This window comes from uncultured Anaerovibrio sp., from assembly GCA_902786545.1.
In the GTDB taxonomy this organism is placed as follows: Bacteria; Bacillota; Negativicutes; order Selenomonadales; family Selenomonadaceae; genus Anaerovibrio.
This window is the reverse complement of record CADACU010000001.1, coordinates 1-21,918: the sequence shown is the minus strand read 5'-3', so window position 1 is coordinate 21,918 and position 21,918 is coordinate 1. Positions and strand designations below refer to the sequence as shown.

General features: G+C 44.8%; 16 protein-coding genes and 6 tRNA genes. 20 read left to right on the top strand and 2 right to left on the bottom strand.

The window, feature by feature from the left end; genetic code table 11:
• Positions 1–2 precede the first annotated feature (2 nt).
• Entirely contained in the window at positions 3–1,697 is a 1,695-nt protein-coding gene (locus QZV24_RS00110) for a DUF4127 family protein (protein ID WP_294518399.1), read from the top strand.
• 54 nt (positions 1,698–1,751) lie between these two features.
• Here QZV24_RS00110 and serC read toward each other — a convergent pair whose 3' ends face one another.
• Entirely contained in the window at positions 1,752–2,843 is a 1,092-nt protein-coding gene (gene serC, locus QZV24_RS00105) for a 3-phosphoserine/phosphohydroxythreonine transaminase (RefSeq protein WP_294518396.1), read from the bottom strand.
• A 218-nt stretch (positions 2,844–3,061) separates the two neighbouring features.
• Between serC and serA the strand changes: the two genes are divergently transcribed.
• The 10 genes from serA to QZV24_RS00055 all read left to right on the top strand — a co-directional run bounded on the left by serA (position 3,062) and on the right by QZV24_RS00055 (position 14,494).
• The gene (gene serA, locus QZV24_RS00100) at positions 3,062–4,642 is read left to right on the top strand and encodes a phosphoglycerate dehydrogenase (RefSeq protein ID WP_294518394.1); all 1,581 of its coding nucleotides are present in this window, start codon (positions 3,062–3,064) and stop codon (positions 4,640–4,642) included.
• A gap of 167 nt (positions 4,643–4,809) precedes the next feature.
• The gene (locus QZV24_RS00095) at positions 4,810–5,223 is read left to right on the top strand and encodes a YaaR family protein (RefSeq protein WP_294518588.1); all 414 of its coding nucleotides are present in this window, start codon (positions 4,810–4,812) and stop codon (positions 5,221–5,223) included.
• Positions 5,223–6,233: a DNA polymerase III subunit delta' gene (holB, locus tag QZV24_RS00090; RefSeq protein ID WP_294518391.1), complete on the top strand. Its 1,011-nt coding sequence runs from the start codon at positions 5,223–5,225 to the stop codon at positions 6,231–6,233. The genes QZV24_RS00095 and holB overlap by 1 nt, the downstream gene beginning before the upstream one ends.
• Position 6,234: 1 nt before the next feature.
• Positions 6,235–7,062 carry a stage 0 sporulation family protein gene (locus tag QZV24_RS00085; RefSeq protein ID WP_290655888.1) on the top strand — a complete coding sequence of 276 codons (828 nt, stop codon included), beginning with the start codon at positions 6,235–6,237 and terminating at the stop codon, positions 7,060–7,062.
• Complete coding sequence (locus QZV24_RS00080; RefSeq protein WP_294518585.1) at positions 7,052–7,828, top strand: tRNA1(Val) (adenine(37)-N6)-methyltransferase; 777 nt, start codon at positions 7,052–7,054, stop codon at positions 7,826–7,828. The genes QZV24_RS00085 and QZV24_RS00080 overlap by 11 nt, the downstream gene beginning before the upstream one ends.
• Before the next feature lie 36 nt (positions 7,829–7,864).
• Complete coding sequence (rsmI, locus tag QZV24_RS00075; RefSeq protein ID WP_294518388.1) at positions 7,865–8,728, top strand: 16S rRNA (cytidine(1402)-2'-O)-methyltransferase; 864 nt, start codon at positions 7,865–7,867, stop codon at positions 8,726–8,728.
• A 92-nt stretch (positions 8,729–8,820) separates the two neighbouring features.
• The gene (metG, locus tag QZV24_RS00070) at positions 8,821–10,749 is read left to right on the top strand and encodes a methionine--tRNA ligase (RefSeq protein ID WP_294518385.1); all 1,929 of its coding nucleotides are present in this window, start codon (positions 8,821–8,823) and stop codon (positions 10,747–10,749) included.
• Between the two features lie 108 nt (positions 10,750–10,857).
• Positions 10,858–11,640 carry a TatD family hydrolase gene (locus QZV24_RS00065; RefSeq protein WP_294518382.1) on the top strand — a complete coding sequence of 261 codons (783 nt, stop codon included), beginning with the start codon at positions 10,858–10,860 and terminating at the stop codon, positions 11,638–11,640.
• A 179-nt stretch (positions 11,641–11,819) separates the two neighbouring features.
• Entirely contained in the window at positions 11,820–12,596 is a 777-nt protein-coding gene (locus QZV24_RS00060; protein ID WP_294518379.1) for a G5 and 3D domain-containing protein, read from the top strand.
• 203 nt (positions 12,597–12,799) lie between these two features.
• A complete protein-coding gene (locus QZV24_RS00055; protein ID WP_294518377.1) occupies positions 12,800–14,494 on the top strand; it encodes a bifunctional diguanylate cyclase/phosphodiesterase in 1,695 nt (564 codons plus the stop codon).
• A gap of 49 nt (positions 14,495–14,543) precedes the next feature.
• On the opposite strand, the gene QZV24_RS00050 is transcribed toward QZV24_RS00055, so the two are convergent.
• Positions 14,544–14,930, bottom strand: coding sequence for a hypothetical protein (locus QZV24_RS00050; protein ID WP_294518374.1), 387 nt, complete (start codon positions 14,928–14,930; stop codon positions 14,544–14,546).
• A gap of 266 nt (positions 14,931–15,196) precedes the next feature.
• On the opposite strand from QZV24_RS00050, the gene QZV24_RS00045 reads away from it, so the two are divergent.
• From QZV24_RS00045 to QZV24_RS00005, 9 genes are all read left to right on the top strand, one after another.
• Entirely contained in the window at positions 15,197–16,543 is a 1,347-nt protein-coding gene (locus QZV24_RS00045) for an amino acid permease (RefSeq protein WP_290655877.1), read from the top strand.
• Between the two features lie 85 nt (positions 16,544–16,628).
• A complete protein-coding gene (locus tag QZV24_RS00040) occupies positions 16,629–18,101 on the top strand; it encodes a hypothetical protein (RefSeq protein WP_294518367.1) in 1,473 nt (490 codons plus the stop codon).
• A gap of 40 nt (positions 18,102–18,141) precedes the next feature.
• A tRNA-Thr gene (locus QZV24_RS00035) sits at positions 18,142–18,217 on the top strand.
• A 99-nt stretch (positions 18,218–18,316) separates the two neighbouring features.
• Complete coding sequence (locus QZV24_RS00030) at positions 18,317–20,851, top strand: heavy metal translocating P-type ATPase (RefSeq protein ID WP_294518364.1); 2,535 nt, start codon at positions 18,317–18,319, stop codon at positions 20,849–20,851.
• A 97-nt stretch (positions 20,852–20,948) separates the two neighbouring features.
• Positions 20,949–21,024 (top strand) — tRNA-Gly (locus QZV24_RS00025).
• A 6-nt stretch (positions 21,025–21,030) separates the two neighbouring features.
• Positions 21,031–21,106: transfer RNA gene (locus QZV24_RS00020), tRNA-Gly, on the top strand.
• A gap of 57 nt (positions 21,107–21,163) precedes the next feature.
• Positions 21,164–21,240 (top strand) — tRNA-Ile (locus QZV24_RS00015).
• 28 nt (positions 21,241–21,268) lie between these two features.
• A tRNA-Arg gene (locus QZV24_RS00010) sits at positions 21,269–21,346 on the top strand.
• A gap of 8 nt (positions 21,347–21,354) precedes the next feature.
• Positions 21,355–21,439, top strand: a tRNA-Tyr gene (locus QZV24_RS00005).
• Positions 21,440–21,918 lie beyond the last annotated feature (479 nt).

Below are 21,918 nucleotides of genomic sequence, written 5' to 3'. Positions count from 1 at the left end.
ATATGAAGAAGATTATTGTTTTATGGATGTGCCTGCTGTGTCTGTTGATGACCGGAGAAGCCCTGGCCGGCTCCAAGAGTCAACACGGCAGTCGGGCTGAACTGTACAATAATAGCCTTAACAAGGGTAAAATCGTATTTATTCCGCAGGATAATCGGCCGGTATCGGATGAGATGCCGGCTGATACTATCAGTAAGTTGGGCTATGAGCTGATAATCCCGCCGGAAGAGCTGTTGGGGAACCGGGAAAATCTCGGAGATTCTGACAAGCTGTGGGAATGGTTGGAAACGAATACAACAATTTTTAGAAAGCCAACCAAGGAAGAAAAAAAGAAAAATAAGTCCAAGGAGCCTGTGCAGGCTTTTAATCCGGAAATAAAGGCTATAGTAATATCGTCGGACAGTATGATATATGGCAGTTTGGTAGGCTCAAGAAAGCATAATATTCCGGAAAATACGCTGAAGAAACGGACGGCCCGGTTTGCACAGTACAAGGAGAAGTATCCGGAGGCAAAATTATATGTCTTCGCATCAATTATGCGTACTCCAAGCTCCGGGGAGCATTCCGGTACTGAGGAACCGGAGTATTATCGACGCTATGGCCTGGATATTTTCCGCTACACGGTGCTGAGTGATATGGCTGATGTGCAGCCGTTATCTTTCCAGGAGGAAAAAGAGCGGGCTTTTTTGCAGGACTTGATACCGAAGGAATATATCAAGGACTGGTTGGGGCGTCGGGAAAAGAATTATAATATCAACAAAGAATTATTAAAATTAGCCAAATCAAATGTTTTTGAACGGTTGGTTTTAGGTCGGGATGATAATGCCAGATGGTCCCAGACCCATATGGAAAGTCGGCATTTAAAGGCTTTTGCCAGTGAATTGGGCGTAGAGCATGTGCATAATTTGGCAGGCCTGGATGAAGTGGGCTTGTTGATGTTGACCAGAGCCGTAAATGACATAAGGGATAGTTATCCGGTGGTTTCATCCCAATATAATTGGGGAAATGGTCAAATTATTATTCCTGCTTATTCGGATGAACCTATTGATACTACCGTAAAAGACCATGTACAGCTCATAGGAGGCCGGTATTCGGAGTCGCCAGAACGGGTTGATTTGCTGTTGCTGGTTAATACCAATTCCAATGGGGAAAATATGGGGGCCAACTGGTACATTAACGGTACTAATCTGCGCCCTGGGGTGAAATACTTTGCTGATATGGTGCAGGATGCCCTGAAAAAAGGCTATCCGGTGGGGATAGCTGATGTATCCTTTGTAAATGGTTCGGATAATGCCCTGATGGAGGAATTGAACAGACGACATCTGCTTTACGAAGTGCAATCGTATTCCGGCTGGAATACGCCGACCAACAGCGTGGGCTTTGCACTGGCTCAGGGCGTTTTGGCCAGAGCTATGAAGGAAACTGATAAAAACCGATTGCTGACCATTCGGTATATGGATGATTGGGCTTATCAGGCCAATGTCCGTCAGGTGGTGGCAAGACAATTGTCCTGGTTTGAGGGCGCAGGTGTATACAATGTTTTAGGTGAAAACAAAAGCCAGATCGAGTGGCGGGCTACCAGCCTGTTGCAGTTATTTGCCGAGAAAAATCTGCCTCAGAATGATTTTATAAAGAGTTTACGGCTTACCAGTCCATGGAATCGGCTGTTTGAAGCCAGAATCCGCCCTGCGGAGTGAATGTAAATAAAAAGTGTGTGAAGCATCTGCCTCACACACTTTTTTTATTTAAAATCAACCGTTAGCTTTTTGGAATTTTGTCATAAAGTCAGCCAGCTTTTCACAGCCTTCATATGGCATAGCATTGTAAATGGAGGTACGCATACCGCCAACACTGCGATGGCCCTTCACACCGCTGAGACCGTTTTCCAGGGCCTCAGCAGCAAATTTCTTTTCCAAATCCTCACTAGGCAGCCGGAAGGTCACATTCATAAAGGACCGGCTGTCCTTGTCGGCGTGGCCTCGATAGAAGCCGTTGCTGTTATCTATTGCATCATAGACCAGCGCAGCTTTCTTTTTGTTGACCTTGGCTATGGCCTCAAGACCACCTTGGGCCTTAAGCCACTTTGCCGTCTTGCCCACCATATAAATACAGAAAGCCGGTGGGGTATTGTAAAGGGAATTCTTGTTGTAGAAGGTATCATATCTCAGCATAGTAGGTAGGTCAGATGGACTCTGTTCCAGCATGGATTTTTTGGCTACTACCAGCACTACTCCGGCTGGCCCCAGGTTCTTCTGCACACCGGCATAAATAAAGCTAAATTTGGAAAAGTCCAGCGGCCGGGACAAAATATCCGATGACATATCAGCTATGAGTGGTACATCGCCGGTTTCCGGAATGTAATGATATTCGGTGCCGTAAATGGTATTGTTGTAGCACACATGGAGATAAGCCGCGTCATCGCTCAGTTTGATTTCATCCTGGGTTGGTATGTGCTTGTAGTCTACCTCTTTGCTGGAGGCGGCCACATATCCTCGTCCAAGAATTTCGGCTTCCTTGCAGGCTTTGCTGGCAAAGCTGCCGGAGAGGATGTAATTACCTCGTTTTTCCGGAGTGGCAAAATTCATTGGTATCATATCAAACTGGAGGCTGGCACCACCCTGAATGAACAATACATCATAATCATCTCCCAGCTTCATCAGTTCAAGAATATCTGCCTTGGCCTGATTGTGCACTTCATCATAGGCTTTGGCCCGATGACTGATTTCCAGAATTGACATGCCGGTTTCCTGAAAATTCAAAAACTCTGCCTGGGCTTCCTTTAAAACCTCCAATGGCAACATGGAAGGACCAGGATTAAAGTTGTAAATGCGATTAGCTTCCACTAGATTGACCCCCTTAAATTACGAAATATACCTGATTTTATGGTTAATTTCCATAAAATCATCACAAAATATTTTACATCAGTTTAGAGGATACCGTCAAGATTACAAAAGATGGTGTTACAAAAAGTATTCATCAGAAACACACTTGATTTTTTTAGATGTATATTCTACAATAGTTTGTATGAATAGAATTAGCTCAATGATTGGGAGGCTGGACAATGAAGGTTTTAATTGCAGATGGTGTTTCACAGACGGCTGTGGACATTTTGAAGGATGATTTTGAATGCGTAATTAAGGATAAACTTCCGGCAGAGGAGTTGCTGGAGCTTATCCCTGATTTTGACGCTTTGATTGTGCGGTCAGCGTCCAAGGTAACGGCAGAGGTCATCAATGCAGCGAAAAAATTGAAAATAATTGGCCGGGCTGGTGTCGGTGTGGATAATATCGATGTGCCAGCAGCTACAGCCAAAGGAATTATTGTAATAAATTCTCCAGGGGGAAATACCAATGCTGCTACCGAGCATTCCATGGCTATGCTGTTGGCCATGGCCAGGCATATTCCTGTCGCCAATGAAACCCTGCAGAAGGGTGAGTGGAACCGGAAGCAGTATACCGGTGTTGAGCTGAAGGGCAAAACATTAGGTGTCATTGGTATGGGCCGTATCGGCAGTGGTGTGGCCAAGCGGGCCGTGGGCTTTGAAATGAAGGTTATTGGCTATGATCCATATATAAATGAAGAATATGCCAAGGATATCGGGGTTGAGGTAGGTACTCTGGATGATGTTATCACCAAATCAGATTTTATTACCGTACATATGCCATTGACTGATAGCACCCGTGGGATGATTGATAAGGCGGCCATGTATAAGATGAAGAAGGGTGTCCGGCTGGTGAACTGTGCCAGAGGTGGCATTATTGTGGAAGAAGATCTGCGGGATGCGGTTCTGGATGGCCAGGTAGCCGGAGCAGCTGTGGATGTATTTACCAGTGAGCCGATTCCGGCGGATCATCCGTTGCTGGGGGTAAAAGGGATTTATGTTACTCCGCATCTGGGGGCGTCGACAGTTGAAGCCCAGATAGGTGTGGCAGTAGATGTTGCCCAAGGCATTAAAGCAGCCTTAAATGGTGAACCTGTAATGACAGCTGTAAATATGGCACCAGTCTCCCAGCAGGTGATGAATGTCATTTCTCCGTATTTCGATTTGGCGGAGCGGCTTGGCTGTGCTGCCAGAGCGTTGTTGGATGGTGGTATAAAGAAGGTTGAAGTAGCATATAACGGTGAAATCGCTGATGTTAATACCAAGATGATTACTACGGCTGTTATCAAGGGAATGCTGACAGCGGAGATGGATGACAGCGTGAATTATGTAAATGCCCCAGGACTGGCCAAGGAGCGCAATATTAAGGTCAGTGAGGTTAAGGATAAGGATACGGAGCGGTTCGCCAATGTTATCACAGTAACAGCTACTGCCGGTAAGGACAAGAAGGTTAGCGTGCAGGGGACTCTCTTTGGTGACAAGGGACGGATTGTAAAAATTAACGACAATCATGTGGATTTGGCCCCAAGAGATTGTATTCTGTTGTGTCCACATATCAACCGTCCGGGGGTTATTGGTCAGGTTGGTTCCATTATGGGGGCAGCTGGTGTCAATATTTCCGGTATGCAGGTGTCCACTACCAATGAGGAAGGCACCAACCTGATGATTTTGACCTTGGACAGCGAAGTTCCGGCTGATGTGTTGAAGCTGATTACCTCCATGGAGGACATTTTCGGTGCCAAGATGATTGTTTTTAAATAAAATAAAACACGGTAAAAAGCCATTGGATGACTAACATTCAATGGCTTTTATATTGCCAATTACCAGCAAAAATACTATAATTTAAAATAGGTATGTTATCTTTTAGATAGTATGAAGGACAACAGGTGATTGATATGAAAATAGAAGGTTTGGGCACCAGACAAAGTATGCCAAGCATGAGTCATGACGCCAGCCGACGCACCAATGCCATGGAGTCGGATTTTTCCTCTGAACTGGAAGACCAGCGGAGCAGTGCATCCCATGAACAGCTGCAGCGACTGTTGGATCAGATTGATGAGCAGGGGGCAAAGCTTACCAAAACTCCGACTTATGATGAACTGAGAGAATATAGGAGCCTAATTAAGAACTTTGTCAGCTCTGTTGTAAGTCAGATGTATGATGTGAGTTCGCAGACCGGCTGGGACCGCATGGGTCGTCAGAAGGTATACACTACTGTCCGAAAGATTGATACAGAGCTGGAAAATATGGCTGAAAAAATTCGTCTGGGGCAAGCTGAGCAGCTGGATGTAGTAGCCAGTCATGATGCTATCCGTGGTATGTTGGTTGATTTGTATATGTAATGAATATTTTTTGGAATAGTATTACCGGACACCAAAGGAATATTGAACGGCTGAAAATATTGTGCCGGGAGGACAGAGTGCCCCACTCCATGTTGTTTTGCGGTATAGATGGCGTAGGCAAACGACTGGTGGCTGAGGCGATGGCAGCGGCTATTTTATGCCATAACCATGTGGATGGTACGGCCTGTGGACGATGTCCATCCTGCCAGGCCCTTTTGGCCGGGACCCATCCGGATTTTTTTCAGGTGGTGCCGGATGAAAATACAAGCTCACCAATTATTAAAATTGAAGCTATACGCCAAATGCAGGACAAAATAGCCAGATTGCCGATTTTGTCCCGCCAACGGGTGGTTATAATAGATGATTCCCAGACCATGAACGAGGCGGCTTCCAACTGTTTGCTTAAAACTATTGAGGAGCCTGGGGAACAAATTTACTTTATTTTGGTTACCAATTCGGTTATGGCGTTGTTGGATACCATCATTTCCCGATGTATGCGGGAAGAATTTGCCGGATTACGCAGTGAGGAAATTACCTCATTGCTGGTGAAAAGAGGGCTTTCATCGGAAAGGGCCAATTATTTGGCTGGTTTTGCCGATGGCAGTGTCCGGCAAGCCATTCTTCTCAATGATGAGGAAGGTATGTCTCTCCAGCAGTCGGCCATGCGTTTTTTTTCTGCCTGTGTGGATAAACGATTGGATATGGAAATGGTCTGGCAGGAAGGGAAAAACTTTGATGGAATGGACAAAAGCCAATTGAGCCAGTGGTTTAGTTTTCTTATTATGGTTTTGCGGGATGAGCTGGTGCTGTACAGTGGCAGTCCAATCAGGCTGTATAATCAGCAGGATATAGCGAAAATAAGCCAATTCACCGGTCGAATATCCCAAAGTAAGTTGACAGCTTTTTTGAAGTTGGCCAGGGAATATCAAGGGCGGCTTCGCTATAGAGTAGCATGCCGGCTGATGATGGAAAGCTTTGTTATAAAGGTAAAGGATTTATTGGAGGAATAAAGTGCAGACAGTAGTTGGAGTCCGTTTTAAGCGGGCAGGAAAGATATACTATTTTAGTCCGGGAAACCTGGACATTAAGACCAATGATGATGTTATCGTGGAAACGGCTCGGGGGATCGAATTTGGTTCGGCCGTAATTGGTCCTCGGGAAGTGCCGGACAGCGATGTGGTGCTTCCTTTAAAGGAAGTTTTGCGTAAGGCCACGGATGCGGATCGTAATAAGGTGATTGACAATGCTCAGAAGGAACAGGAGGCCTTTGAAATCTGCGAAGAAAAAATAAAGAAACATGGCCTGCCAATGAAGCTGGTGCAGGTGGAATATACCTTTGATGTGAATAAGATTATATTCTACTTCACAGCGGATGGGCGAATCGATTTTAGAGAGCTGGTCAAGGATTTGGCAGCAGTATTCCGTACCAGAATTGAGCTCAGACAGATTGGTGTGCGGGATGAGGCCAAGTTGATGGGGGGCATTGGTTGTTGTGGCCGGCCATTGTGCTGCAACACTTTTTTGGGAGAATTTGAGCCTGTTTCCATTCGAATGGCCAAGGAACAAAATCTTTCCCTTAATCCAACCAAAATTTCCGGCATTTGCGGCCGGCTAATGTGCTGCCTTAAATACGAGAATGACTGCTATTGCGGTAAATGTAACAAGCGGGTAAAAATCCAACCACCGACGCAGGGCAGCAAGGTAATTACCGCTGAGGGTGAGGGCAAGGTTATTAACCTTAATCAGCAGCGGCGTACTGCCACTATCCTTTTGGACAACAGTCACACTATTGTGGCTTCCTGGGAGGATGTAATAGAAAAGGATGAAGATGACATCTAATAAATTGCCTTCGGTGGAAGGCTGGGATGATGTACAGTTGGGGCCGGATGAGCGGTTGGATGATTTGCTGTTGCGTGGCCGCAAAATAATCCAAAACACTAAGGAATTTTGTTTTTCTATTGATGCGGTGTTGTTGGCGCACTATCCGGATTATCACAAGAACTGGCGGGTCTTTGATTTAGGGACCGGTACCGGGGTTATGCCCCTGCTTATTGCCGATGGGGTCAAGGAAATTCACGCTTTGGAGATAAACCCGGTGATGGCTGATTTGGCCAAAAGAAATGTTGAGCTTAACCAGCTGGCAGATAAAATTTTCGTTCAGGCGGGGGATTATCGCCAGATACGGGAGCTTTATCCGCCGGAAAGTTTTGACTGTGTTATTGCCAATCCCCCCTATCGCCCTGTGAATCAGGGAATGCTAAGTTCCCTTGATGGGGTAGCCAAAGCCCGGCATGAGCTGACTGCTACTCTAAATGATGTGGTACAGGCGGCCCGATATCTGCTGAGATTTCGGGGGAAATTTGCGATGGTGCATTTGCCGGAACGGTTGGGTGAGATTGTGGTAGCGCTTCATGCCAACCAAATGGAAATAAAGCGGTTGCAGCTGGTACAGCCCAAGGCGGACAAACCATCGAACTTAATGCTGTTGGAAGCAGTGGTAGGTGGTGTGCCTGGGGGGATGAAGGCTGAAATACCGCTGATTGTACACAATGACGATGGTTCGTATACCGATGAGGTATTGAAAATATACAATGGTGCTAATTGATGCAAGATGCAATTAACGCCCAAAAAGGAATGTGCTATGTCTGAGGAACTAACTAAACAGGGAATGCTTTATTTATCCGCTACTCCCATTGGCAATCTGGAGGATATGACCCTTCGGGGGATTCGAATGCTAGGGGAAGCGGATTTAATTGCGGCTGAAGATACCCGCCATTCTCGTAAATTGTTGGCCCATTTTGATATTCATACGCCCCTTACCAGCTATCACGAGCATAATAAGCTGGATAAAGGACCGGAGCTGGTGAAAAAAATGCTGGCGGGGGATACCATTGTTTGTATCAGTGATGCTGGTTTGCCGGGGATTTCGGACCCAGGGGCTCATTTAGCCCAGTTGGCTATAGAGGCTGGTATTAAGGTGAGTCCGTTGCCGGGAGCAAATGCGGCACTGTCAGCTTTGATTTGCTCTGGGTTAGATACTACAGCCTTTACATTTTATGGCTTTTTGCCAAAGACCGGCAAAAAACGGCGGGAATTGTTGGAGCAGATTGCCAGAAAAACGGAAACTTTGATTTTTTACGAGGCACCGCATCATTTAAAGTCCACTTTAGGTGATCTGGTAAAGGCCTTGGGACCCCACCGGCCGGCGGCAACGGCCCGGGAGCTTACCAAGAAATTTGAGGAATTCCGTCGGTGTACTTTGGGCGACCTGGCCGATTACTATAGTGAGCATGAACCAAAAGGGGAATTTGTTATTATAGTAGGGGGCTATGATAATGATGAAGCTGACCTGGTTGGGCCAGCGGAGCAGCTCAGCCCAAGGGAACTGGTGGAGCAGATGGAAGCTGCCGGAATGGGGCGGAAGGAGGCCATGCGGGAAACTGCCAAGAAACTGGGCATTAGCCGTCGTGATGTGTATCAAGCATTGCTTGATGAATTCACCTGATGCACACCGTAGTTGTTAATGATGTTGAACTCTTCCATAAAAGAAGGAAGGGGCGACTATATATAAATATTCAATACTAGGAGGAAATTTTCGTGGAGAGCAAGAGCTTTTATATAACAACACCGATTTATTATCCAAGTGCCAAGCTGCATATTGGTCACGCCTATTGCACAACTATTGCTGATTCGGTGGCCAGATATCATCGCCTGGCAGGGGAGGATGTATTTTTCCTCACCGGCAGTGACGAGCATGGTCAGAAAATACAGGAGAAAGCCGAAGCACAAGGGATTAAGCCTATTGAGTATGTGGATAAGATTGTGGCCGAATTCCAAAAATTATGGGATATGCTGAATATTTCCAACGACGATTTTCTCCGTACCTCCCAAAAGCGTCATGAGAAGGTAGTGCAGGAGATTTTCCGCCGGGTTTATGACAAGGGGGATATTTACAAGGGGGCCTATAAGGGACTTTATTGCACGCCGTGTGAAAGTTTCTGGACAGAGCTGCAGCTGGATGAGAATGGTTGTTGTCCGGATTGTGGCCGCCCGGTGAAGGAAGTTGCTGAAGAAGCTTATTTCTTTAAGATGTCCAAATATGCTGACCGTATTTTGAAATACATTGAGGATAACCCGGACTTCATTCAGCCGGTATCCCGTCGCAATGAAATGATAAACTTCATCAAGCAGGGGCTGGATGACCTGTGTATTTCCCGTACTTCCTTTGATTGGGGCATTCCGGTGCCTATTGATGAGAAGCATGTTATTTATGTATGGTTTGATGCCCTGACCAACTATCTGACGCCAATTGGCTTTTTGGATGATCAGGAAAAATTCAATAAGTTCTGGCCGGCCAATGTTCATTTGGTAGGCAAGGAAATTGTCCGGTTCCATTCCATCATTTGGCCATGTATTTTGATGGCGCTTGATTTGCCACTGCCAAAGCAGATTTATGGTCATGGCTGGCTGGTAGTAGATGGCAGCAAGATGTCCAAGTCATTGGGCAATGTGGTTGATCCTGTTGAACTGATTAACAAGTATGGTGCTGATGCTATTCGGTATTTCCTCCTGCGGGAAATCAATCTTGGACAGGATGGTAATTTCTCGGAGCTGGCTCTGGTACAGCGGATAAACGCGGACTTGGCCAATGATTTGGGTAACCTTCTGCACCGTACATTGAATATGGTAGGGAAGTTCCAAAAGGGTGAGGTGCTGGCAGCCAATGGCCGAAGTGAAGTGGATGAATCACTTATTGCGGATGCTATGGCAACTGTCAAGACATTTGACGAGGGCATGGCTGATATGAAAATCAGTACGGTGATTAAGGCTGTGTGGGCCTTTATCAGTCGGGCCAACAAATACATTGATGAAACGGCACCTTGGGCTTTGGCCAAGGATGTGAACAAGAAGCAGGAACTGGCCAATGTTATGTACAATTTGGTAGAATCTTTGCGAATAATCAGTGTTCTGATTGCTCCATTTATGCCAACTACTGCAGAGCGAATTTGGCAGCAGCTGAATATGCCAACCAGCTTCGCTGATGTACGGCTGGATGATATAAAGACATGGGGCGGCACACCGGCTGGAATGCATATTGGTGAGGCTCAGCAGTTGTTCCCGCGGATTGAACTGGAAAAGGAAGATGCGGTGCCTGCGGCCAAGGAAAAGAAACAAGATATGCCTAAGCAGGATAATAAAGCGAAGGACGATGAAATTACCATTGATGATTTTGGCAAGGTAAAATTACAAGTGGTGGAAATCCTGGAAGCGGAACCTGTACCGAAGGCTGATAAGCTGCTAAAGCTGAAGGTTAATACCGGCAGTGAGGTTCGGGAAGTAGTATCGGGTATTGCCAAGCATTATGAGCCAGCCCAGTTGATTGGCAAGAAAGTGATTTTGGTAATGAACTTAAAACCGGCCAAAATTCGGGGGGTTGTTTCCCATGGGATGATTTTGGCGGCTTCCAATGGGGATGAGCTGGAGGTTGTATCGGTTGATATGCCAGCCGGCAGTGTAGTAAAGTAATTAGAATTTAGGAATGTGGCACTGTCGAGTGATATTTGCCGGATGATGTAAAACATAATGGGGTTGCTGTGGAATACGGCAGCCCCTTTGGTTTAAAAGGAGCATTTTATGGATAATAAAATTATAGATACCCATGCCCATATAAACAGTGAACAGTTTGACCAAGATCGACCAGATGTGGTGGCGCGGGCGCTGGCAGCCGGTGTAGGGGCAATTATAAATATGGGAGACACCATGGAGTCATCCAAGGCTTGTCTGGCCCTATCCAGAGGATTTGACTGCTGCTATGCCGGGGTGGGAGTTCACCCTGAGGAAGCGTTTCCGATGACGGACAAGGATTTGGGGCAGCTGGCCCAATGGGCCAAGGACCAAAAGGTTGTTGCTGTTGGAGAAATTGGTCTTGATTATTATTGGGAAAAGGATCATGACAAACGGCAGCTGCAACGGGATATTTTTATAAAGCAGCTGGATTTAGCCAGACAGCTGGCTTTACCGGTATGTATTCACAATCGGGAGGCCCATGGTGATACATTGGAAATTATCAAAAAAGAGGGAAAGGGCATTCAGGGGGTAATGCATTGTTTTTCCGGCAGTATGGAAATGGCCCGGGAGTTGGTGAAAATGGGTTGGTATATCGGCGTGGATGGCCCATTGACCTTTAAAAATGCGGCCAAGTTGCCAGAGATAATCAAGGAAATTCCCCTGGAATATATTTTGGCTGAAACGGATTGTCCTTATATGGCACCAACTCCTATGCGTGGCAAGCGAAATGAACCGGCATATGTAAAATATGTGGTGGAAAAAATTGCAGAATTTAGAAATGAGTCCTTTGAAAAAATTGCAATGCAGACCACCAGAAATGCCAAAAATTTATACACCAGATTAGCCTAACTTTTATCTTTTTTAAGCCAATGTGGGAGAAGACTCCCGTTATATTGTATTTTTATCAGATAAAATTCATATTTTAGGGGTAAAATACCCATAAAAGTGGAAGATAATTATTAAAAATTTGACAATTGAAAAATTTGCTGATATACTTGCAAATATGTTTTTACCAAAGGGGGAATTAAATGACTTTTAAAAAGTTATATGTCCGATGTATCCGGGATATCCGGTTCCCGATTTGCATTGGAATGATGTTTGTGATGATGTTGACAGCAGGTTTTATACCACACAAACATGTGACAATTGCCGTTGATGGTCAGAAGATTGAGCTTAATACACCATACAGCGCTGTGGATAATATCTTGAGCCAGGCTGGTGTGATCAAAAACGAAAAAGACGAGTATCGTATTTCAGCCGATGACAAAGGTGATATGGTCATCAATGTTAAGCGTGCTGTACCAGTTGTTATAGAATATCAGGGTAAGCAGGAAGAAATGTTTACCACAAAGTCAACAGTGGCTGAAATCATGCAGGAACTCGGCTATGTTGGCAACAGATATGCCATTGATAAAGACGGAGATATAAGCGTTGCAGCTGATATGCATATTCGGGTAACGGATGTGGAACCAGTGATTATCCCCGCACAACCAACTGTAGAAACCGGCCAGGGGGCTATGAGCTACAGCAGGCATATGACAATGGAGGCTACTGCATATATTCCAAGTGATGGTGGTGGTTCAGGTATCACCGCTACCGGTATGGTGGCACAGCATGGTGTTATCGCAGTGGATCCTCAGGTTATTCCGTTAGGAACCAGGGTTTATATACCAGGGTATGGCGTTGCAATAGCAGCGGATACTGGCGGAGCTATTAGAGGTAATAGAATAGATTTGTGCATGAACACTTACCGTGAGGCCATTAACTTTGGCCGTGGTGATGTTGAGGTGTATATTTTAGACTAAAACCGGAGATTGTTGCCTTAGTAATAGGGTCGCAATAGAGAGCGGGGAATAGTAATGGGAGCAACGGCTTTTACTATTCCCCGTTTTCTATTGGAGAAATGAGTCTTGTGTCCTAACAGGGACAACTTTATTGATTAAAGGAAATAATTGCATTAAAATGGTATATATCAGGTTTGTAGCATGAATTGGAAAGAGGGCTTTTTATGGATATATCAGTGGAAAAGGATGACCTTCAAAGGCTGACAGAAACCTATATAAAAAAATATTTTTCAAAGGGAATATTTGATGGTATGTCCAATGCCCTGGCCAATGATGTTGTGGGATTTAGCCCGGCTATCCGGGCGTTTTGCCGTGGCAACTGGGAAGTAAGACATTTTTTACAGTCTGAATATGAACGGTTGGCTCCGTGCAGTATAAGTCAAATCCGCAGTCGCCGTTTTGTGGGCGAAGATCATATTTCTATCGTGGTTCATGTAGCTATCAACAGCATGAAGCAACGGAAAATGATTCCGATGAACATTACTGTTATGTATCAGATGACCCCGGGGGGGTATGCCATTTCCGGGATAAATGTTGCGATTGATTCGGAAAAGGAACGGAGCTATACCATTGTTACCGCCAGAAATCGGGCGGACTATGAATATCTTTCGGCCTATGACAGTTTTACTGGCCTTTTAAATCGGGAGGCCTTTTGCTCCCGTGCGGCCGATATGATTTCTGATTATCCTGACAAGTCGTTTGATATTTTGCGTATCAATGTAGAACGCTTCAAGGTTATAAATGAAGTATTTGGTGAGGTTCAGGGCGATAAGCTTCTCAAATATATTGCTGATTTTTTGAAAAGTGTGGATATAAAGCTGTGCTTGTCTGGTCGACTTTATGCCGATAATTTTGTGGTATGCTTTGAGTCAGGCAATGACGAAGCAGAGCGGCTTATGTACACTCTGCAGGTAGTGGCCAATAGTTTTGAAATAAATCATCATACAGTTCTTACCTTTGGATTGTATAAGGTGGTAGACAAGAGCCTTCCGGTCAATAAGATGATTGAGCGGGCAAATATTGCCCTAAATCAGGTAAACGGCAGCCATATGATGCCTTATTGTGTCTATGAGGACAAGATGTGGGACCGGATGCTGATTGAGCAGAAAATAATGAATGAGTTGGACAGCGCTTTGGATAATGATGAATTTTCCCTGATGCTTCAACCAAAGTTTGAGCTGGAAAATGAAACTATCATTGGGGCAGAGGCTTTGGTGCGCTGGGTGAACAAAGAAGGGGAACGGATTCAGCCAGGCTTGTTTGTACCAATATTTGAGAAAAATGGTTCAATCTATGAACTGGATAAATTTATGTGGGAAAGTGTTTGCCGGCAGATACGAAAATGGCTGGATGAGGGTAAAAAAGTCCTTCCGGTGTCAGTAAATGTATCCAGGATTGATTTGTACGATCCGAAGCTGGTGAATGTTTTAAACAAGATTGTTGAAAGGTATAATGTTCCAAAGGAATTGTTTGAACTTGAGATTACTGAGTCAGCCTACACTGGTGACCCCCAGATGATAATTTCAGTAGTTGAGAATCTTCAGAAGGCCGGGTTCCGTATCCTGATGGATGACTTTGGCAGCGGATATTCTTCATTAAATATGTTGAAGGATATCTACATTGATGTGCTGAAAATCGATATGGGTTTTTTGCAGCGTACGGATCGCACCGGCCGTGGAACCAATATTTTGGCGGCGGTGGTGCAAATGGCCGATAGCCTGAAGCTGCCAACTATTGCTGAAGGGGTAGAAACCAAGGAACAGGTTGATTTGCTGAAATCAATTGGCTGCAATTGGGCACAGGGATTTTATTTCTCTCAGCCGATTAGCGTGGAGGATTTTTCCAAGTTATTAAAATGAATAGTTATATAAAAAAGATGCTGATTTGCAGAAATCAGCATCTTTTTTATTAGTTATTTTTTAACAGTTCTTCCAGTTGAGCAATTTTCCGTTCGTGGGCCTTTATGGCAAAATCCATACGGGCATTCTCCTCAGTGGAAAAGTTACCGCTGGATAAAGATGCCTGTATTTTGTCCCGGCGTGCCTTCAAGTCATTGATCTCATCTGATAAGGGTTTTTTGTTATCCAGCGCTATGCCGTAAATGGTGTGGATATTATCGATTATGTGCTGAGCGTAGCCTCGCTCGGCGGACACATTTTCCAGAAAATGTGCTACTTCGTATAGCATGTCAAAGGGGTCAGCTCCCTGTTGAACCATTTCCAGCAGCTTCATTTTGATTTCTTCCTGCATGCCGTGGGGCATATCTATCAAGTTCTGATTTATGTTTTCGGACATATAGTTCACCTCTACGGCTAATTAAATCACAGGCGGTGTAGGAGGGCAAGGGGATTTTATAAATTTATGAAAATATGCTATAATGTAATCCGTTGTGTGCCATGTTATTTATCCACAAAAAATGGGGATAACATAACGGTGCTATGGCTAAAAAATGGGGTTATCCACTGATTTATCCACATTATACACATAAATGTGAATAAGTTATCAACATAATCCACATAAAAAATGGCCATTACATTTGTTCAAAAGTAGGAGTTGGAGTTATGGAAAACAAAAATTTAAAGCGGGGACTGAAGAACCGTCACCTGCAGATGATGGCCTTGGGGAGTGCCATTGGCACAGGCCTGTTCTATGGTTCAGCCTCGACTATTGCCCTTACCGGTCCTTCGGTTATGTTGGCCTACCTGATAAGTGGTATAGTTATATATTTTATAATGCGTATGCTGGGCGAGATGTCCGTACATGAGCCTGTAGCCGGTTCCTTCAGTTATTATGCTACCAAGTATTGGGGTGGCTTCCCAGGCTTTTTGGCCGGTTGGAATTATTGGTATTGTTATATTATGGTAAGTATGGCAGAAATAACTGCTGTAGGAATATATATCAACTACTGGTGGCCGGATGTGCCTCAGTGGCTGTCTGCCCTTATTTGTCTGGTTATCATAACAGCTATAAACTTGGTAAATGTCAGTGCTTATGGTGAAACGGAGTTTTGGATGGCCTTCATTAAGGTGGCGGCAATTTTGAGTATGATAGTTTTAGGCGGCTATCTTATTCTGACTAACCCGGTCGGATATCCAGATAATATCAGCAATCTGTGGAATTATGGTGGATTTCTTCCTAATGGTGCTTGGGGATTGGCTATGGCCTGTGTGGTTGTAATGTTCTCCTATGGTGGCATTGAATTACTGGGGATTACTGCCGGCGAAGCTGAAGATCCGGACCGGTCTATCCCACGGGCAATCAATCAGGTAATCTGGCGAATTTTAATTTTTTATGTGGGTACAATGTTTATCCTTATGTGTCTCTGGCCTTGGAATCAGGTGGGGATGGAATCCAGCCCTTTTGTTCAGATTTTTGATAATGTAGGTATTCCGGCAGCGGCCCATATTCTGAATTTTGTAGTATTGTCCGCAGCAGTTTCTGTATACAATTCTGCTATTTACAGCAATTCCCGTATGTTATATGGTTTGGCAGAAAAAGGCGATGCCCCGCAGATTTTCAAAAAAGTATCTTCCCGTGGGGTGCCTATTGTGGGGACCTTGGTTTCTTCCGGGATAACCCTGATAATCGTTTTGATGAATTATTTGTTCCCAAGTCAGATTTTTATGTATTTGTTTGCGGTGGTTATTATTTCTGCCGTTATTAACTGGGTGTGCATCACCATGACCCATTTAAAATTCCGGCAGTATTGTCAGGAGAATAATATTGATTCCAAATTCAAGTCCATCTTATATCCGTTGACCAATTACATCAGCCTGGCTTTTTTGGCGGGGGTCATATTTATGATGTATCAGATTCCGGATATGAAGAATGCGGTTATTGCACTGCCAATATGGTTGGGGATTCTTTATGCGGGCTATCGGTTTAAGCTGAGCCGACAGGACAAGTGATAATTATTGGCCGGCTTTGGGTCTAAACTTATAGACACTTCATCTGGCTCCGTAAACTTCGAATGTATCAAAAAGAGGTAGGCTTATGACGGGAAATAATTCAATCTATAATAGAATAAAGAATGCTATGCTGGCAGATGGCACTTTGCCGGAGGATTTTGTGCTGCGGGAAGCACCGGAGCAGGGTCTGGCTTTTGCCGATGGGGCCATGGACGGTACTATTCGCTATCATATGGGGCCAACCCAAAATCCGGACATCAGTGGATTGACTCTGGTTTTGGAAATGGCTTCTCAGGAACGATTTAAGGATTCGGCCAATGCATTGATTACGCATTTCCAAAATGGTGGTGTAATGCTGCCAGTAATGGATGCCTTGCAGGATTGGGTGTATGATCATACGGAAAAACTATCGCCGGAGGCACTGGGGCGATTTGCCAGAACTTTGTTGGTGCAGAGTGAGGATGCTGAGTCAATAAAGTTTGCCATTACGGTACTGGAAATCTTGGATCAGGAGCCAACCCAGGATTTGAAGGATATTTTATTGGATTTGGCTATGTCTGAGGAGCTTACCCTGTTTTGCTTATTTATGCTGGCTAATTTTGAGGATGGAAATGACCTTATATTTTCCTTGGCCCGGAAGTTGAGGGGATGGGGGAAAATTCATGCCGTAAGCATGCTGCGGGCAGAAACGCCGGAAATAGCCCAATGGCTGCTAAAGGATGGCTGGAAAAACGAAATTATGCCGGAGTATTCTGCCATGGTGGCCATAAAACGGGGTAAACTGCTGGACAACCTTATGCAGGACAATGTCAGCCGTGATATGTATTCGCTGGCGGGAGAGCTTATGGGAGCGGCACTGACGGACAGCCCGGTTCAGGGGCTCAGCGGTTATAAAAAGACAGGTGAGCTTTTGGCGGTTTATCTGGATTTGGCGGAAAAATACGCTGAAAAGCTGGAAGATTACAGTAATCTGTTTGATATTAGGGATTTTGTGCAAAAAAGCCAGCTGGAAAACAAGGATTCATTATTGCAACGATTCACTGAGCTGTTGGAGGGGAGTTCCTGCCGAAGCTGTGTGGAGCAGGCTATGGACATGGGTGAAGGCTTTTATCTTGGCAAAGCCCTTGGCCTTGACTATGCTGCCCGGGCTATGAGTACCCTGCGTCGGGAGTGGGACACCAAATATGATATGATTGATTTGCTGTTGCCGGAAAAACAATATGCCGATGAGATTATTTCCCTGTTTGAAGCTGAACTTCCATTGGATGAAATGGCCACCGGTCCGGCCAACGAGCTGGGTAATGATGAAAAGTTCCGGGATTATGGTATCCTTTCTTATGTGGTTCAAGGACTGCAATTGGTGCCTGGTAAAGGCGAACGACTGATTTGCGCCGCTTTATATTCACCTGTTATCGGTACAAGAAATATTGCCCTCAATACCATTGATAAGTGGCGACAGGCTGATTATCAGCTTTCTTCGCCTATGGTAGAAACTTTGGAAAGGCTTAAGGAACACGAGGTTCACGGGCCCACCAGAAAAAGGTTGGAAAAATTTTAATTGAAAGTAATCCGTGCTTGGGTTATAATTACAAAGTATCGCTGGTGTAGCTCAGCTGGTAGAGCAGTTCATTCGTAATGAAAAGGTCGCGGGTTCAAATCCTGTCTCCAGCACCAGATTATTCGCCCCCTGTTTTTCAGGGGGCTTTTTGTTGCAAAAAAAGAAAATAAAATATATTATATATATGAATATCAATTCATATAATGGAGTAAGCGATGAAAAAAGAGAAATATGATATAACAGGAATGTCTTGCGCCGCTTGTTCTGCCCGAGTGGAAAAAACAGTGGGGGGACTTTCCGGCATTGATAATGTGGCGGTGAATCTTCTGACTAATTCCATGCAGGTGTCCTATGATGAAAATGTGTTAAGTCAGCAGGATATCATGCAGGCAGTGGAGGGGGCCGGCTATGGGGCGGCAGTTCACGGGGCTAAGCAAGCACTTCCGGCGGAAAAACAGGCCAAAGATGATATGGAATCAAAAAAAAGAAAGCTTGGCTGGTCTATTGCTCTGCTGATGCTGGAAATGTATATATCCATGCATCAGATGATATACAGCTATCTTGGTATATCAGTGCCGAACTTTATACGGACTGTTTTTGATGGGCCGGAAAATGCGTTGGCCTTTGCTTTTACGCAGCTGCTTTTGGTTTTACCGATTACGCTGTTAAATAAAAACTATTATGTCAATGGCTTCAAAAATTTAATTGCCCGTTCGCCGAATATGGACAGCTTGGTAGGAGTTGGGTCGGCGGCAGCATTGCTCTATGGTGTGGTGAATATATACTATATAGGATGGTGTCTCGGTCATGGGGCGTATGATCTGGTGACACAGTATAGTGCCAATTTGTATTTTGAGTCGGCGGCTATGATTGTAACTTTGGTTTCCGTGGGAAAATATCTGGAGGCTAAAGCCAAGCACAGTACGACGGCTGCCCTGCGCAAGCTGATGGATTATGCCCCTAAAACAGTTTTGGTGGAGTATAATGGCATAGAGACTGAGATTCAGGCTGACCAACTAGTGGTTGGGGATGTGATTATTGCCAAGCCGGGAACTGTTATTGCGGCTGATGGTGTTATTATAGAAGGAAAAACAAGTATTGATGAATCGGCCATTACCGGAGAAAGCATTCCAGTGGATAAAACTATTGGTGATAAACTGGTTTCCGGTGCGGTTAATATCAATGGATATATAAAATATCAGGCACATCAGGTGGGGGAAGCGACTACATTAAACCAGCTGATCGCCCTAGTGGAGGAGGCGGCCGGTAGTAAAGCACCAATGGCTAAACTAGCGGACAGGATTGCTGGTGTTTTTGTACCGATAGTAATGATGATATCATTGCTTACGGGGGCAGTTTGGCTTCTCGGAGGTTATGGCGGAGAAATGGCCTTTTCCATGGCGGTTTCTGTGCTGGTAATATCCTGTCCATGTGCCCTGGGCCTTGCCACTCCGGTAGCTATTATGGCCGGTATTGGCAAAGGGGCGGAAAATGGGCTGTTGATTAAATCTGGTGAAATATTGGAGACGGTCAGCAAGGTATCAACCATTGTATTGGATAAAACCGGGACAATTACCAAAGGGAAGCCGGCCGTAACGGATATTATTCCGGTGGAGATATCTGGTGATGAGCTGATAAGACGGGGAGCTCTTCTGGAAAGAAACAGTGAGCATCCTATTGCCAGGGCGATTGTTGCGGCAGCTTCTCCACAGGAATCTGCCCATTCTGAAGTCAGAGGTTTTAAAGCTGTCTGGGGTCAGGGAATAATGGGGCAGATTGATGGTGAAAGCCATTACTTTGGCAGCAAAGAGTTTATTGCGAAACAATTTAATATAGAAGAAAAGTACATTATCCAAGGCGAAAAGATTGCCAGACAGGGAAAAACAGTGCTATATATGGCGACGGAGACGAGGCTGCTGGGTATAATTGGTATTGCGGATACTGTTAAGAAAAGCAGTCGGTCCGCTATTGCCAAGTTAAAAGAGCTGGGATTGCGTGTGGTAATGCTTACCGGCGACAATGAGAAAACTGCAGCTGCAGTTGTGGCGAATCTTGGCATTGATGATTATGTTGCGGAAGTCCGCCCGGAAAATAAGGCGGAGTATGTAAAAAAATTACAGATCAACGGCGAAAAAGTGGCAATGGTTGGAGACGGCATAAATGATGCACCTGCTTTGGCAATGGCCGATGCCGGTATCGCTATCGGAGCGGGAACGGATATAGCCATAGAAAGTGCCGATGCAATTTTGGCCCGGAACAATTTATTGGATGTGGTGGGCCTGATATTTTTAAGTCGTGCTGTGTTGAGAAATATAAAAGAAAATTTGTTTTGGGCATTCTTTTATAATATAATTTGTATACCTGCAGCAGCCGGACTACTGTATCCAATATGGGGAGTAAAGCTGAGTCCTATGTTGGGAGCAGCGGCTATGAGCTTGAGCAGTGTGTGCGTAGTTCTGAATGCATTGCGGCTAAAGAGTTTGAATTTGAACCATAGTTATATGGAAGAAGATTATAATAGTAAGTCAAAAGGAGCGGAAGCAGTCATGGAAAAGGAATTAAAAATCAATGGTATGATGTGTATGCATTGCCAGAAAAATGTTGAAAGAGTTTTGGGAGCTGTGGATGGAGTTGAGGCAGTTCAGGTGAATCTGGAGGCTGGCACAGCTTTGGTGAAATGCCAAAAGGATATTCCAATGGAGACCTTTAAAAATGTAATTGCTGATGCCGGATATGAGCTCATACAATAACGGATGTTAAATTTTAGAAAAAAGTGTTGACAAAGCATTGATAAATAAGTAGAATGTATTTTGTCAGTCAGCGAAAGGCTGATGGCAAAATACAAATGCGGAAATAGCTCAGTTGGTAGAGCATCACCTTGCCAAGGTGGGGGTCGCGAGTTCGAGTCTCGTTTTCCGCTCCATATAATGCGGAAATAGCTCAGTTGGTAGAGCATCACCTTGCCAAGGTGGGGGTCGCGAGTTCGAGTCTCGTTTTCCGCTCCATATTGTTTGCGATTCTCGCATTGCGTATGCCGTGCGAGATTTTCTATCAGTAAAGAAGGGCCTATAGCTCAGTTGGTTAGAGCAACCGGCTCATAACCGGTCGGTCCCAGGTTCAAGTCCTGGTGGGCCCACCATTTTCTTTTCTGGGACAATTTACAACATGACTCAGTAGCTCAGCTGGATTAGAGTACTTGACTACGAATCAAGGGGTCGGGGGTTCGAGTCCCTCCTGGGTCACCATTTTATCTGGGTAGGTGCCCGAGTGGTTAAAGGGAACGGACTGTAAATCCGTCGCCGTAGGCTACGATGGTTCGAATCCATCCCTGCCCACCATTTATCCCCTTAAAAATAACTTAAAAAGGGTATTGACAAGGGATAGATAAAAAGATATACTAAACAAGCTGACTCACGAAGCAAGAGCTTAAAAGTCAGTACAGACACGAAGTGATTTTTGCCTGGAACGAGGCGCTGAGATGTTCGTGTTATTGCGCAGGGATTTTGTTGCAAGACAAGGCGCAACGACGAACCTGACCGAGACATACATAAACAGTATGTTGACCGAAGGTGAGGAGGAAGCAACACAGTATTGCAGCAAAATAACAAGCAAGGGTGTTCTTTGAAAACTAAACAATGCAACAATTAAATCATGCACACATGATTTAAAGCCAGATGATGGTACTACTTTTAAAAGTAGTAAACATACAATAGTTTGTGCAAAACTATGAAATTCCTTTATTAAAAGGTAATTCTAGAAACTTTTAGAGCCATTCAGGTTCTTCAAATATTTTTTTGGAGAGTTTGATCCTGGCTCA